Annotated in this window: 15 protein-coding genes; 5 read left to right on the top strand and 10 right to left on the bottom strand. The window is 59.8% G+C overall.

The window, feature by feature from the left end; genetic code table 11:
• Positions 1-562: AlgP family protein (locus E4P00_RS23605; protein ID WP_248133157.1), on the bottom strand; the 562-nt coding region annotated here is incomplete at its 3' end.
• A 192-nt stretch (positions 563-754) separates the two neighbouring features.
• On the opposite strand from E4P00_RS23605, the gene E4P00_RS23600 reads away from it, so the two are divergent.
• The gene (locus E4P00_RS23600) at positions 755-1432 is read left to right on the top strand and encodes an FKBP-type peptidyl-prolyl cis-trans isomerase (protein ID WP_248133156.1); all 678 of its coding nucleotides are present in this window, start codon (positions 755-757) and stop codon (positions 1430-1432) included.
• Between the two features lie 52 nt (positions 1433-1484).
• On the opposite strand, the gene E4P00_RS23595 is transcribed toward E4P00_RS23600, so the two are convergent.
• The 7 genes from E4P00_RS23595 to E4P00_RS23565 all read right to left on the bottom strand — a co-directional run bounded on the left by E4P00_RS23595 (position 1485) and on the right by E4P00_RS23565 (position 7873).
• A complete protein-coding gene (locus tag E4P00_RS23595; RefSeq protein WP_078822615.1) occupies positions 1485-1943 on the bottom strand; it encodes an Rsd/AlgQ family anti-sigma factor in 459 nt (152 codons plus the stop codon).
• Positions 1944-2151: 208 nt separating this feature from the next.
• Positions 2152-2673 (bottom strand): disulfide bond formation protein B, encoded by a 522-nt coding sequence (locus tag E4P00_RS23590; protein ID WP_248133155.1) that lies wholly within the window; start codon positions 2671-2673, stop codon positions 2152-2154.
• 237 nt (positions 2674-2910) lie between these two features.
• Positions 2911-4152: a heme biosynthesis protein HemY gene (locus E4P00_RS23585; protein WP_005792433.1), complete on the bottom strand. Its 1242-nt coding sequence runs from the start codon at positions 4150-4152 to the stop codon at positions 2911-2913.
• A 5-nt stretch (positions 4153-4157) separates the two neighbouring features.
• A complete protein-coding gene (locus E4P00_RS23580; RefSeq protein WP_032878787.1) occupies positions 4158-5273 on the bottom strand; it encodes a uroporphyrinogen-III C-methyltransferase in 1116 nt (371 codons plus the stop codon).
• 18 nt (positions 5274-5291) lie between these two features.
• Positions 5292-6050 carry a uroporphyrinogen-III synthase gene (locus tag E4P00_RS23575; RefSeq protein WP_248133154.1) on the bottom strand — a complete coding sequence of 253 codons (759 nt, stop codon included), beginning with the start codon at positions 6048-6050 and terminating at the stop codon, positions 5292-5294.
• Positions 6047-6988, bottom strand: a complete 942-nt coding sequence (gene hemC, locus E4P00_RS23570; protein WP_248133153.1) for a hydroxymethylbilane synthase — start codon at positions 6986-6988, stop codon at positions 6047-6049. Before hemC ends, E4P00_RS23575 begins: the two co-directional genes overlap by 4 nt.
• 138 nt (positions 6989-7126) lie before the next feature.
• The gene (locus tag E4P00_RS23565; RefSeq protein WP_078822617.1) at positions 7127-7873 is read right to left on the bottom strand and encodes a LytTR family DNA-binding domain-containing protein; all 747 of its coding nucleotides are present in this window, start codon (positions 7871-7873) and stop codon (positions 7127-7129) included.
• 501 nt (positions 7874-8374) lie between these two features.
• Between E4P00_RS23565 and argH the strand changes: the two genes are divergently transcribed.
• On the top strand, positions 8375-9769 hold the full coding sequence (argH, locus tag E4P00_RS23560; protein WP_005792438.1) for an argininosuccinate lyase: 1395 nt from the start codon (positions 8375-8377) through the stop codon (positions 9767-9769).
• Between the two features lie 97 nt (positions 9770-9866).
• On the opposite strand, the gene E4P00_RS23555 is transcribed toward argH, so the two are convergent.
• Entirely contained in the window at positions 9867-10526 is a 660-nt protein-coding gene (locus tag E4P00_RS23555; RefSeq protein ID WP_032878779.1) for a glutathione S-transferase, read from the bottom strand.
• Positions 10527-10652: 126 nt separating this feature from the next.
• Here E4P00_RS23555 and E4P00_RS23550 point away from each other — a divergent pair, with 126 nt between their 5' ends.
• The 3 genes from E4P00_RS23550 to E4P00_RS23540 all read left to right on the top strand — a co-directional run bounded on the left by E4P00_RS23550 (position 10653) and on the right by E4P00_RS23540 (position 14296).
• Entirely contained in the window at positions 10653-10937 is a 285-nt protein-coding gene (locus tag E4P00_RS23550) for a hypothetical protein (RefSeq protein ID WP_032878776.1), read from the top strand.
• Between the two features lie 95 nt (positions 10938-11032).
• A complete protein-coding gene (locus tag E4P00_RS23545; RefSeq protein WP_003195403.1) occupies positions 11033-11287 on the top strand; it encodes a TIGR02647 family protein in 255 nt (84 codons plus the stop codon).
• Positions 11288-11455: 168 nt separating this feature from the next.
• Positions 11456-14296: a class I adenylate cyclase gene (locus E4P00_RS23540; RefSeq protein ID WP_248133152.1), complete on the top strand. Its 2841-nt coding sequence runs from the start codon at positions 11456-11458 to the stop codon at positions 14294-14296.
• Here E4P00_RS23540 and rnk read toward each other — a convergent pair.
• Complete coding sequence (gene rnk / locus E4P00_RS23535) at positions 14293-14703, bottom strand: nucleoside diphosphate kinase regulator (RefSeq protein ID WP_005792442.1); 411 nt, start codon at positions 14701-14703, stop codon at positions 14293-14295. The genes E4P00_RS23540 and rnk overlap by 4 nt on opposite strands.
• Positions 14704-14793: the final 90 nt, after the last annotated feature.

Genomic DNA, 14793 nt, shown 5'->3' with positions numbered 1-14793 from the left:
CTGCTGGTTTGGCAGCTGCAGTTTTAGCGGCTGGCTTGGCTGCTGGTTTGGCGGCAGCGGTTCTAGCAGCTGGCTTGGCTGCTGGTTTGGCAGCTGCAGTTTTAGCAACTGGCTTGGCAGCAGTGGTTTTGGCAGCGGGCTTGGCTGCAACTTTTGCGGGTGTACGAGCCCCCAGCGCTTTAGCTACGGCTTCCTTCACACGACCAACGCCTTGGGCCAGCTTCAGGCTTTCTTGAGCGTCTTTTTTGAGTTGGGAAATGTAGCTGCGGGTTTCAGCTTGACGATCCTTGAGGGCATCCAGCAGGTCCTCAAGTTCTTTGACTGCGCCCTTGGCTTTGGCTTGCGCCTTGGACTTGCCGGCAGTAGCGGCGTCTTGCAGTTTGGTACGGGACTTGTGCAGCTTTTCTTGCGCTTTACCGCGTTGTTTTTCCAGTTTGGCGAGCAGTTTTTCTGCATCAGCCAAGGCTTGGGAGCACGCGCTTTCCAGATGTTCGAGCAAGCTGCCCGAAAGTTGTTGGAGCAAGTGCAACGGGGTATTTACAGGCTTCTGTTTGGCCGACATGGTTTACCTCCTGGCTGACGTGGGTGCGGCTCATACTAGCCCTCTGCTCTTACCGCCGCTAGCGCATGTTGACAGTATCGTTGGGCTTGCGTTGCACGGTACGAAAATTCTTATCGATATAACGCAAATGCTCACCAGTTTTTACGTACTCACACTGGCATAATCCGTCGCACTTTCGCCGGGAGAATGTCCATGTCGCGTTATCTTTTTCTAGTGCTTGGCTTGGCGATCTTCGTGGCCGATGCGAGCGAGCAATCGCCGTCAAAAAACACTGCCACAGAGGCGCATGATCTAGCCTATAGCTTGGGCGCAAGCCTCGGCGAACGGTTGCGCCAGGAAGTCCCCGACCTGCAGATCCAGGCCCTGCTCGACGGCCTCAAGCAAGCCTATCAAGGCAAGCCGCTGGCGCTCGACAACGCGCGCATCGAACAGATTCTCACCGAGCACGAAGCGCAAAACGCCGCCAACGCCCAGCTACCTCAAAGTGAAAAAGCACTCGCCGCCGAACAGCAATTTCTAACTCGGGAAAAAGCCGCCAGTGGTGTTCGTGAATTGGCAAATGGGATTCTGCTCACAGAGCTGGCACCGGGCACTGGCAACAAGCCGTTAGCCAGCGATGAAGTGCAGGTGAAATACGTGGGCCGACTGCCTGACGGAACTGTCTTCGACAAAAGTACGCAACCACAATGGTTTCGCCTGAACAGCGTGATCAGCGGTTGGAACAGTGCATTGCAACAGATGCCGGTGGGTGCGAAATGGCGTCTGGTGATTCCTTCAGCCCAGGCCTATGGCGCAGACGGCGCAGGTGAGTTGATCCCGCCCTATACACCGCTGGTGTTCGAGATAGAACTGCTCGGCACTCGCCACTGACCCATAAAAAACGGTGCGACATGCGCACCGTTTTTTATCTCCCTACCAAGCTTCAGACTTGGGTGGCAGCCTCTTCCTTATGGGCGTTGTGCAGTACTTCGATCAAGCAGTCTTCCAGCTCGAAACGTTCATGCAGCAGCGCGCCCAGTTCTTTGAATTTTTCCGCTACGCATTTCCCTGCGTCACACAGGTCGGTGAACGCCAGCAGTTTTTCCGTGATCACATCGATGCGCGGGTAAATAGTCTCTGCCAGGTCGAGGCCACGCTGGTCGTCGAAGGCTTGCGCCTCTTTGGTCAGTTGCTCGTAGACGCCGAAATGGCCTGCCGATACGTAGTCAACCAGTACCCCACAGAAATCCTGCAATGGCTCGCGATTCTCACCCAATGCTTCGGGCTTGGCACCGAGAGCATCAAAGGCCCGAACCAGTTCGTGGCGTGCCTTCAGCCAGCTGTCGATCAGCTTGTGCACCCCACCCCAACGTTCCTGAGCATTCTGACAACTTTCCAGCATGATGATCTCTCTTCCCTATAGGGGCGCTGCTGCTCTGTACCTGCGCAACACTTGAAGGATTAAGCAGCAGTCGAACAAAGCCGCGTCTGACAAATGGTTTGGATACGCGTGCGGGCCAGATTATGCCCGCAGGACTATGGCTTCAAGGTACGCAGGAGAGAATGTTCATACAAGTGTTTAATCCCCTCCTACAACGCGCGCCCCGTTTTCATGACGTTGTGATGCGCAAATGCTTACTGAACAACAGCCGCGAGCATTGCATGACACCCAGGATCAACATCGCCACAAAGAACAACAGGCTCCACTCCGGCAGGCTCAGGTCAAATAGCGTCCAGTTGATTTCAACGCAATCGACAGTCCCGTTGAACACTGACCGCGCCGCCTGCCAGAACGACAGGTTTTCGATCATGTAGTGCAGGCTGGGCCAGCAATCCCGGCCCGCACCTGACGGAATATTCTGCAATAGCACTTGGCGCCCGGCAGTGATGGCACCCAATAATGCACACACGGTGCTCGCCAGCCCATACAGGCAAAGGCCGGAGCGCCCGGGATTATGAAGGGCGGCCATCAGGTTGATCAGCGCAAAAGTGGCCAGAAACAGGCGTTGTACCTGGCACAAAAAGCAAGGCTGTAGCAACGCGCCGTATTCCAGATAGAAGGACGCGCCCAACGTCAGCGCACCCGCCATGAACGCCAGCAAAAACAAGGAGCGTAAAGGGGCCAAAGACATTGTTTATCCGCACTGCAAGAGATAGGTCGCTACGGTAGAGGAAAGGCCCGACCCCTTTCAATACGCCATGGAGCAGACAATTCCGCGAAGAAGCAAGGACATTCCGCCAAGGCATGGCGGAAATCCAGTTACAACAAGTAGGAATTAGTCATCACGTCAGTTATACCGAGTGTTTATTGGGGTTTTAAGGATCGGGTGTCGGATAGATCCGAGCCAATCCATTCACCCTTTCCTACTTCAAATACGCGCGGGTACTGGCAGAGGCGAGGACAACAGACGATTGTCGAGCAACCCCAGACCTTCCTGAAACAGCTGGTTGCTGCGCTCGGTGTCGCCCAGTTGGGCCAGCAGGCGGGCCAATTCGGCACAGGCTTCGGGGTTGCGCTGTACTTGCAGGCTGCTTTCCAGATAGTCCCGCGCCTTGCCCCACAGGCTGTTTTGCAGGCACAGACGGCCAAGCGTCAGCAGCAAGCTGGCATCGCCCGGATGGTCCTTGAGCCAGCCTTCGGCAAACTTCAACTGGCGCGCCGGGTCACTGCCACGCAACAGGCCATACAGCCGAATCAGATGGCTGTCATAGTCGCGCTTGAGGGCACCACGCAGCACTTCCTCGGCCTTCGCATCCGCGCCTAGCCGACGCAGCTGGTCGGCATAAGCCAGCACCAATTGTGGCTGCTGGCGCTGGGCCGAAGTCAGTTGCTCCCAGGCACGCTCCAGAGACTGCAAGCCCGCCTCGCCCTGCTCCTCACGCTGGGCAGCCAGGCTCAGGTTTTCGCCCCAGGCACGACGTTCCAGCTCGGCCAGCTCACTAGCGGGCAAGACTTTGTCCTTGCGCAGCTCAGGCAGCAGGCGAATCACCGACGACCAATCGCCACGCTGCTGATGCAGGCGCTGTAGCTGCCTGAGTACCTGCGCGTTATGCGGGTGACGCTCGTGCATCGCCTGAAGCGTAACCAGGGCGCCTTCAGTATCGCCGCGGTCCATCTGCAGTTGCGCATGGCTCAGGGCTACGGCCAATTCCGCCTGGGGCTGGCGCTCCAGGGCGCGCTCCAGCAAGCCGTCGGACTCCTCATAGCGGCCCTGCTCATTGGCCGCACGGGCAGCACCGATGTAATAGAGCAGCGGCTGACGCTCTGCTTCGGCAGCACGGTGCAAGTGGCGCTCAGCACTGGCCCAGCGGCCCTCGGCAAGGTCCATCTGGCCTTGCTCGATCGCGATCTGCACACGGCGGCTGCGGTTGCGTCGCGACCATGGATTGACCACGCCACCGGAGGTGGTGATCAGGCTCAGCAACACACGGACCAGGTAGATCGCCAGGCCGATGGCAAACACCGCCACCAGGGTAGCCCACAGGCTTGACTCGTAATGCAGCAAATGCGGATAGGTAATCAGCACGTAGCCGGTGTGTTTCGAAATACCCACGGCCAGTGCGAGGGCGACTGCAATCGCCAGCACCAGGATCACATAGAAACGCTTCATCAGCTCTACTCCTGGGTCGCCGGTTTGCCGGCCGCGGCCTTGGCTTCGTCGGCAGACAGATGACGACGTTCAAGGTAAGCCTGCACGGCGGCCAGGCTCGCAGCCAGGTCCGGCGTCACCACCGACACGGCCTTGGGCTCAAGTTCAGCGATACGCGCCAGCATCGCCTTGCTCTGCGGGTTGTCCTGATTGAAGTTGTCTTGCAATACGCTGCGCGCTTCGCCCAGCGAGCGGCTGTATACCGCCGACTCGCCGTTGAGCGCGGCCCACTGCGCCTGCTCCAGCGCCAGGCTCAAGGCCAGGCGCACTTGGTTCAAACCCTGGCCTGCCAACAATGGCCGGATATTGTCATCCGGGTTGAAGTCGATGCGGAAATAGCGGGAAATCTGTTCCCACCACTGGCTCAACTGGTTCTGCGTATCGCTGGTGGGGCGCCCTTGGGAAGCAGGTTCCGTAAGCTGATACTCCGGGGCAATCGCCGCCAGTTGCACGACCTGGTCACGCAAGGCCGCCAGTTGCAGGTACAGGCCGGTGCGGTCTGGTTGCTCAGTGCTGCGCAATGCGGCAAGGCTCTTGGCCAGTTGCTCACGGGCGGTGAAAGCCCCTGGGTCGCTCTGCTCGCGAAGAATCTCGTCGGCGCCCTGGACCAGCGACTGCGCACTGTTGATGTCTTGCAAGGCAGACAAACGCAAACTGGCCAGACGGATCAGATGCTCCGCCTCGGCCAGGCGCCAATCCTTGCGGCTGGCGCCCAACACCGTTTCGAGGCGCTGGCTCAGGCGTTGCTGATCGCCCTGCAACTGGGCAACCAGGCGGCGGCGCTCTTCCAGCTCGTCCGCACCCGGCAATTGCGCCAGACGGGCGGCCAACTGTTGCTGGCTTTGCTTGAGGCTCTGGGATTGGTCATCCAGGGTCTGCACTTGGCTCAATTGATGTTGGCTGCTGGCTTGAAGGGCGCGGACCTGCCAGATCCCCCAGCCGCCAGCAGCTACGCCAGCAGCCCCTAGCAGCAAGGCGACGACCGCCAGGCCATTGCCACGGCGCGGCGCGGTGACCGGTGTCTCGACCGGCGCATCAAGCGCGGGCTGAGCTTCATCTTTAGGCAAGGCTGTTTCGCTCACGTATCCGTCCTTTGCGTATCAGAGAGTGGGAACGGGATAGCTCCCCAACGCCACTAACAAAGCCGCGGCACTCGCGCCGCGACAATCCACAACTTTTTTTGCGCCAGCAGCCCGCGCCATCTCATAGACGCGCGGGCTGGGCACGAACAACGGCAGCTGTGCCACCTGTGGCCAATCGGTGCCCGCCAGGGCCTGCAGGTGTAAAAAACCCTGCCCACTGCTGACCACCAGGCCGTTCAAGCGTTCAAACCGGATGCGTTGCATCAGCGCACCCGTCTCGTAGACTGGGAGAAAACGCCGATACAATTCCAGATAGTCGACACTAGCACCTTGCTCGCGCAAACGCTCTGCCAGCAACTCGCGGCCGCCCTGGCCACGCAGGATCAGCACCTTGGCGCCCGGCCGTGCAATAGCCTCGCGCAATGCAGGCAATTGAAGCAAGGCCTCGCTGTCATCGCCAGTGGCGGGATAATGAACGTCGAGGCCATGACCGGCGAGGATCTGCGCCGTCGCCGCACCGACGCTGAACCACGGCATTGGCGGCACGGCATTCCCCAACCGTTGCAGCGCCAGGCGCGCGGCCGGCTTGCTCACAACAATGACCGCGCAATAACGCTGCAACGCGTCAAACACCGCTTGTTGCTCAGCCGTGACCGCTAACGCTTGCGTCTCCAGCAACGGCAGACGGCTGCTGTATATACCGGCCTGGGACAATAAAGCCGCCAGGGCTGTCGACTCCTCGGCAGGCCGCGTCAGCAGCACTCGCCAGTCGGTCACTGCGGACCGGCCTCGCCATAGACTTTTTGCAAAATGGCACCGGCGCCTTTGTCCAGCAACTCCTCGGCAACCTGAATCCCCAAGGCCGTGGCATCTCGTTGCGGCCCACGCACCTGGGCGGTCAGCAGGGTACCGCCATCCGGATCCCCCACCAGGCCACGCAGCCACAGGCTCTCACCTTCGAGTACGGCATAGCAGGCGATGGGGACTTGGCAGCCGCCATTGAGGTGTTTGTTCAGGGCGCGCTCGGCGGTCACACGAACGTCGGTATCGGCGTGATCGAGGGGCTTGAGCAGTGCGTGGATTTCGCTGTCGACGGTCCGACATTCGATGCCGACTGCGCCCTGCCCGCCGGCGGGCAGGCTGTCTTCGACGCTGATGGCCGATGTGATGCGATCTTCGAAGCCCAAGCGGATCAAGCCGGCGGCGGCAAGAATGATCGCGTCATATTCGCCGGCATCCAGCTTGGCCAGGCGCGTATTGACGTTGCCGCGCAAAAAGCGAATCTGCAAGTCGGGCCGACGTGTCAATAACTGAGCCTGGCGACGCAGGCTGGAGGTGCCGACGATGCTGCCCAGCGGCAAGTCATCCAGGGACGCGTAGGTATTGGAAACAAAGGCATCACGCGGATCTTCGCGCTCGCAGATGCAAAAAAGGCCCAGGCCTTCAGGGAAGTCCATGGGCACGTCTTTCATCGAATGCACAGCGATGTCGGCTTCGTTTTCCAGCAGCGCAGTTTCCAGCTCCTTGACGAAAAGACCCTTGCCGCCGATTTTCGACAGGGGTGAGTCCAGCAGCTTGTCGCCGCGACTGACCATGGGCACCAGGGATACCTTGAGGCCCGGATGAGCCTGCTCAAGGCGTGCTTTGACGTATTCGGCCTGCCACAAGGCCAAGGCGCTTTTACGGGTGGCGATGCGGATTTCGCGAGAGGACATGGATCAATCCGTACTGAATAGATACGGCGGATAATAACAGCTCAGGCAAATACGCTTTGATTTGAATCAGCAAGTGCGGGGCCTCCCTGGCCACATCGCACCGGGATAAGGAAGGCAGACCGCGCCCCAGCCCTTGGGCTAAAGCTGCTGCATCATCTTGCGCACGCCGGCGACATGGCGTCGGCTGACGATCAACGCATCGCCATTGAGCCCCTTCAGGAAGAGCTGAAAGTGCCCCAGGGGTGTGCGCTGCAAGCGCTCGATACGTTCGCGGGCTACCAGCGCGTTGCGATGGATACGCACAAAACGGTCGCCGAATTCATCCTCAAGAGCCTTGAGCGGCTCATCCAGCAGCACTTCGCCGGTTTCATGGCGCAGGGTCACGTACTTGTGATCGGCAATAAAGTAGACCACCTGGTTGAGCGGGATCAGCTCGATGCCTTTGCGGGTGCGCGCACTGATGTGGCTGCGTGGCCCGTTACCACTTTGGGCCGCAGGCTGGGTCAGTGCGGCAAGTTGGGCACGGCTGGGACGCTCGGCTTTTTTCAAGGCTTTGAGCAAGGCCTCGGCGGTGACCGGCTTGACGAGAAAACTGACACCGCTGTCTTCCAGCGTCTGTGCAGAGAACTCTTCCTGGGCCGCGCACAACACCACGGCAGGTGGCGATTCGCGCTCGCTCAGGCGGGCAGCGACTTGCAGGCCATCAAAGCCCGGCATACGGATATCGAGCAGCACCACATCCGGCTTGAGGCTGTCGATCAGCGTCAACGCCTCCTCACCGCTGGTGGCACTCGGTTCAAGGACTGTATAACCCTCGAGTTCACTGACAAGACGGCTCAGTCGCTCGCGGGCTTGGGGTTCGTCATCAACGATCAGGACATTCATATTGCGCTGGATTCCTGCGTGAGTCTCGCACAAGGATAGCGTAGACAGGTGCGGTGACTTGCGTCACAGCGATCCACGCTAAGACTAGCGCGAGCGGCAAAAAGTGCCCTGAGAGCGGCACCCAAATTTACCCGGACCTGTTCAATAGCGCCCAAGACCTGCTGCCTTCGGGCATCGTCGTAGGGTTCACTGATACACAATCCGAATACCCCCCTGTTTAATGGATAGTCTGGTTATGACCGCATCACCAGGCTTTGGTGCATTCACACACTAGCAGTCCAACTGTAGACGCTCACTGAGACGATATTGCTCAATCGTCAAATATCGTTTCAATAAGTACGTATCTCCAGTCTCGTCCCGGATGCGTTCGGCGGCAAGGCACTTAGCCATCTACGACACAAATAAAATTGCCGATCACCCGCGGCACCGCCTTCACGGGCAACCCTGTTATTATCGCCGGTACACCTTCATGCCTCTTTCAAGCAGATCACGAGCGAATCCATGAGCACCGACAAGACCAACCAGTCCTGGGGCGGCCGCTTCAGTGAACCCGTCGACGCCTTCGTCGCGCGCTTCACCGCCTCCGTCACCTTCGACCAGCGCCTGTACCGCCACGACATCATGGGCTCCATCGCCCATGCCACGATGCTGGCCAAGGTCGGCGTGCTGACCGACGCCGAGCGTGACAGCATCATCGACGGCCTGACCACCATCCGCGGTGAAATCGAGGCAGGCACGTTCGACTGGCGCGTCGATCTGGAAGACGTGCACATGAACATCGAGGCACGCCTGACCGATCGCATCGGCGTGACCGGCAAGAAACTGCACACCGGCCGCAGCCGTAACGATCAGGTAGCCACCGATATTCGCCTGTGGCTGCGCGATGAAATCGACCTGATCCTGGCCGAAATCACCCGCCTGCAAAAAGGTCTGCTGGAGCAGGCCGAGCGTGAATCGGACACCATCATGCCCGGCTTCACTCACTTGCAGACCGCACAGCCAGTGACCTTCGGCCACCATCTGCTGGCCTGGTTCGAAATGCTCAGTCGCGATTACGAGCGCCTGGTCGATTGCCGCAAGCGCGCCAACCGTATGCCGTTGGGCAGCGCTGCGCTGGCTGGCACCACCTACCCGATCGACCGCGAGTACACCGCACAACTGCTGGGCTTTGACGCCGTGGGCGGCAACTCCCTGGACGGCGTTTCGGACCGGGACTTCGCCATCGAATTCTGCGCCGCTGCCAGCATCGCGATGATGCACCTGTCGCGCTTCTCCGAAGAGCTGGTGCTATGGACCAGCGCCCAATTCCAGTTCATCGACCTGCCGGACCGCTTCTGCACCGGCAGCTCGATCATGCCGCAAAAGAAAAACCCTGACGTGCCTGAGTTGGTGCGCGGCAAGAGCGGCCGTGTATTCGGCGCGCTGATGGGCCTGTTGACCCTGATGAAAGGCCAACCACTGGCCTACAACAAGGACAACCAGGAAGACAAGGAACCGCTGTTCGACGCCGCGGACACCCTGCGTGATTCGCTGCGCGCCTTTGCCGACATGATCCCCGCGATCAAGCCCAAACACGCGATCATGCGTGAAGCAGCCCTGCGTGGTTTCTCCACGGCAACCGACCTGGCGGACTACCTGGTGCGCCGTGGCCTGCCGTTCCGTGACTGCCACGAAATCGTCGGCCACGCGGTGAAATACGGGGTGGACACCGGCAAGGACCTGGCGGAAATGAGCCTGGAAGAACTGCGCCAGTTCAGCGACCAGATCGAACAGGATGTGTTTGCCGTGCTGACCCTGGAAGGCTCGGTAAATGCCCGCAACCATGTGGGCGGCACTGCGCCGGCCCAGGTCAAGGCAGCGGTCGTGCGCGGCAAAGAATTGCTCGCCAGCCGCTAAAACTGTGGGAGGGGGCTTGCTCCCGATGGCGGTGGGTCAGCTAAGATTTTCTTACCTGATACACCACCATCGGGAGCAAGCCCCCTCCCACACTTGCTCACCTTTTGGCCGCAATCATCGCCATGAATGCAGGCATCGCCGCCTGCCTGTCCGCCTCGACCTTCTGCGCGTTGGGCATTTCATTCAGGCGCCCCAACAAGGCCTTCACCTGCGGCAACTGCGCCAGCAGGTCCAGCCCGAACAGCTTCTCGCCCACGCCGCACGCCAGGTTCAGGCTGTACATGAAATACAAATCCGCAATGGTGAAGTTCTCCCCAGCCACATAAGGCGCGAACTTCCCGTGCCGACCTAACGTACCGATCCCAAGCAGCAGCTCGGCCCTGGATTTCTCCTTGATCGCCTCCGGCACCGTCATGCCGAAAAAAGCCTCGGCGAAACACGCTCGCGCAGGCAGTTCGATGTAGAGCTCGATTTCACGGCACAGCGCCAGCACCTGAGCCCGTTGAAAAGGGTCGGCCGGCAGCAATGAAGGGCCTTCCTGAGTGTGTTCGATGTACTCCAGAATCACGCTGGTTTCATTGATAAACCCTTGCTTGACGCCCAGCACCGGCACTTTGCCTCGCGGGCTCACCGCCAAGGCTTCGGGGGTCTGGCCTGCATAGAAAGGCACCTCCTCGAAAGCCAGCCCTTTCTCCAGAAGTGCAAGCTTGACCATGTTGTAGTAGTTACTGACTGAAAATCCGTAGAGCTTGAGCATTGCAGATGCCTCCAGGCAGGGTGTGGGGTTGGCTGCAAGAGTTATAGTTCCAGGCGCCCGGCCTGACCAGCAGCATCACCTGCCTGAATGGCGGTAGACTGGCACCCTTTCCTTGAGGAGCCTGCCATGAGCGAGCCGACCGATATCGACAATGACGAAGAAGAATTCACCGAAACCACGCTGATCGAAGCCATCGAAAACCAGATCGAAAGCGACAACCCGCCAGCGGCCAAGGCAACGTTCAACAAACTGACCCTGGTGGGCTACGAGCGCGACGACATCCTGAATCTGATGGCTCACGTGCTGGCCTTCGAGATTGATGCCATGCTGGACGAAGACCGTGCATTCGATACCCAATGGTATGAAACAGCGCTGCGAGCATTGCCGGAGTTGCCGCCTGAAAAGGAATAACCCCAGTACGCAGCAACACGCTGGACAGTTCGGCAAAGTGCGTTCACCTTATGGCCTGCTAGCCTCTAATAAATTTTAGAAAGTCTGGAGTCCTTATGTCGTATACCCCTGAGTTGGTTGCCGAACTGGAAATCCTTGTACTCTTCCCCTTGGACAGCACCAAGGAGGGCTTGAAAGTCCATCAGACCGCCGCTCCTACCGCCATCGCCGCTGCCAAGCGCCTCCATGCGAAAGGACTGATCGATCAGCCGGACGGGGGCTACCTGACGAGCCTTGGCCGGGATGCTGCAGAGCAGGCTCAAACCCTGCTGACCATTCTGACCACTGCCAGCACCAAAGAAGCTGCCTGACACCTGATCCCGCCCATGGGGTCCGCCCGTTGCGGACTCCGAGGGCGCTGTTGTGTGGCGCAAAAATTCTGACGCCAAAAAGCCACTTCCCTCTAAAACTCCTACGCTACTGTCTGTAGACTCCTGCATGGCTGCCCACGTCGGGCCCAGCGAGCCACCGAGTTCGACATGACCCGCACCCACGAAATCCGCCCCGATCTGGACGAAGGCATCGACCGCAAGGTGCTGACCCAGTTGCGCGCGCGTTTCATGGCCCTCAATGAGGGCCGCATGGCCCGGGCTGTCGAGGGGCTGACACCACGCCAACAAGGCGTGCTGACTTTGTTGCCGCTGTTTTTCCACGTCAATCACCCACTGTTGCCGGGCTATGTCTCCAGCAGCACCCCGGCGGGGCTGTCGAATTTCGAACCTGACGCCCAGGCCCTGGCCGAAGCCCAACGCCTGACCCGCTCGTTCTCCTATAAACCGCGCCATGGCAACCCGCCCCGCCCCATCCACGGCCTGTTCCTGATGGGCAGCCTCGGCACGCTGGCCCAGGCCGATCAAAGCGATATGGACGTGTGGGTGTGCCACGCTCCCGACCTGGACGAAAGCGAACTGGCAGAGCTGCGCAAGAAGTGCCAACTGCTGGAAGCCTGGGCCTTGAGCATGGGCGCCGAGGCGCATTTTTTCCTGATCGAACCTACACGCTTTGTCCTGGGTGAACGCGATACGCAACTAAGCTCCGACGATTGCGGTACTACCCAGCACTACCTGCTGCTGGACGAGTTCTACCGCACAGCCATCTGGCTGGCCGGGCGCACGCCGATCTGGTGGCTGGTGCCGGTCTACGAAGAAAAGCGCTACGCCGAATTTACCCACGCCCTGATTTCCAAGCGGTTTATCCGCGCCGATGAAACCCTCGACCTGGGTCACCTGGCCCATATCCCGCCGGGCGAGTTCATAGGTGCCGGGCTGTGGCAATTGTTCAAGGGCATCGAGTCCCCGTACAAATCGGTGCTCAAGCTGCTGCTGACCGAGGTCTACGCCAGCGAACATCCGCACGTGCAATGCCTGAGCCTGCGTTTTAAACGGGCGGTGTTCGCCAATCAGGTCGATCTGGATGAGCTGGACCCTTACATCATGGTCTACCGCCGCATCGAGGAGTACCTCAAGGCCCGCAACGAGCCGGATCGCCTGGAACTGGTACGACGCAGCCTGTACCTGAAGATCAACCGCAAGCTCAGCGCCGGCCAGCGCACCGCCACTTGGCAGCGACTGCTGCTGGAACGCCTGGCCCAGGAATGGGGTTGGGACCAGCGCCAACTGGCCCTGCTGGACAGTCGCAGCCAGTGGAAAGTGCGTCAGGTTGCTTCCGAGCGCCGCGCCCTGGTCAATGAACTGAACTACAGCTACCGTTTCCTCACCCAGTTCGCCCGCAGCGAACAGACTGCCAGCCTGATCAACAAACGCGACCTCAATGTACTGGGCCGGCGCCTCTATGCGGCGTTCGAACGCAAGGCCGGCAAGGTTGAGTTCATTAACCCAGGCATCGCCCCGGACCTGGCCGAAGACACCCTGACCCTGGTGCAGTCTCCCAACCGCAAGGAGCCGGGCCAGCACCATTGGGGTTTGTATAACGGCAACCTGACAGCCTTGGAATGGGAGCACTTCGCGCCGATCAAACGCAGCCGGGACCTGCTGGAAATGCTCACCTGGTGCCATCGCAACGGCGTGATCGACAGCAGTACCCGCCTGGCGCTGCACCCCGGTGTCAGCGACATGACCGAGTTCGAGTTGTTCAACCTGCTGGGCAGCCTGCAACAGACCATCGCCCTGCCCCTGGCCAGTGTCGATGAGAGCCGCTTGCTGCGCCCGGCAGTGCCCGAAGAGGTGCTGTTGCTGATCAACGTCGGGGTTGACCCGCTCAAGCATCATCGCGACCTGAATATCCTGATGACCACCGAGCGCACCGACTCCCTGAGCTACGCCGGTGTACGCGAAAACCTGGTGCTGACCCTGGACCAGGTCATGCTCAACAGCTGGAACGAGGTAATGGTCAGCCGCTACGACGGGCCCCACGCCCTGCTCGACTGCCTGCGCGACTACCTCAACCAACTACCGCCGGGGCATCTGCCACGGCTGCGGGTGCGCTGCTTCTGTCACAACCGTGCGCAGTTCATTGCCCAGCGTGTAGAAGAGGTGTTCGACACCGCACAACACCTGCTGCTTGGCCAAGGCAATCATCGTTACCTGTTGCAGGTGCAACAGCATTATCACGTCATGGAACTGACACCGGGCCAGGCCAATCATGTGTCACTGCCAACCCAGGACGCGCTGATTGCCTACCTCAGCGAGGAACTGGCCAGCTACAGCCCTTGGCACCTTGACGTCATGGCCCTGGAAGACCATGACCTGGCGCTGCTCCTGCCTATGGGCCAGGCCGATTGCGTGCAAGTGTTCTATCGAGTCAATGAAGGCTTCGCCCAGCTGTACGTACTCGACGAATTCAACGCGCTTTGGCAGCAGCGCTTGCCGTTTCATGATGAACAAAGTCTGCTGGCTCCGCTGCAACGCTTCCTGCAATCGATCCTCTATCGCCGCCAAGCGCTGTCGTCCCTGGATGCCCGACAGCCCCTGAGTGAAGTGCACACCTTGTACTATCAGTTATTGCCATCGGGCAGCAGCCGCGCGCGCGGCGTAGAGCCACGACCGGCGCCGCAAACCCCTGCCAACAAGCCGTTTTATGACGTGCAGGCAATTATCGGCAAAGGCGCGCCTGGCCAGGTGGGGATCACCCTTTACTGCAATCAGCGGGAATTTTGCGAACTGGAATTTGGCGACCAACTGTTTGCCGTGGTCGCCCGGGAGATCGTCGGGCAACGCCGGGAAACCGAACGTTACCGTTGCTACATCACTGATCTGGACTTGTCAGGACTGCTCGGTGATGTGCAAAGCCCGAGCAATTTGTACCTGCGCTACAAAGCCGAACTGGAACAGTCCCTCAATGCCGCACTGGGCCAGATTTAGAGCGAGAAAGCCCCGCCATCCTTGGGCTGGCCTTCGACACTGAGCAATTCCAGCTTGAGCGTCTTGCCACCCGGTGCAGGCCAGTCGATATGCTGGCCCACTTGCAGCCCCAGCAAAGCACTGCCTACCGGAGCCAGGATCGAGATCTTGCCTTCGTCGGCGTTCGCGTCCTTGGGGTAGACCAGCGTCAGGTGATAGTCCTTGCCACTGCTTTGCTCACGGCAATGCACGCTGGAGTTCATGGTCACGACACCCGCAGTCACTTCATCGTGACCGACCACGTCTTCGGCGCGGTCGAGTTCGGCTTGCAACGCTTCGACGCCGGGAAACTCGTCGCCCAAGCGGTCGATCAGTTGCTCAAGACGCTGCACGTCAAGACGGGTAAGAATGATGGAAGGTGCGGTCATGATTCAGGCAGACTCCTTTTTTCTGCACAAAAAAGCAAAACCCCGCCAGAAAAAGGCGGGGTTCTCACGGACCTCGATGAGTTGAGGTGT

Source organism: Pseudomonas sp. B329 (assembly GCF_023127835.1).
GTDB classification, from domain to species: Bacteria; Pseudomonadota; Gammaproteobacteria; order Pseudomonadales; family Pseudomonadaceae; genus Aquipseudomonas; species Aquipseudomonas synxantha_A.
Note: the sequence above shows the minus strand (reverse complement) of the source record. Positions and strands in the feature narration are given on the sequence as shown.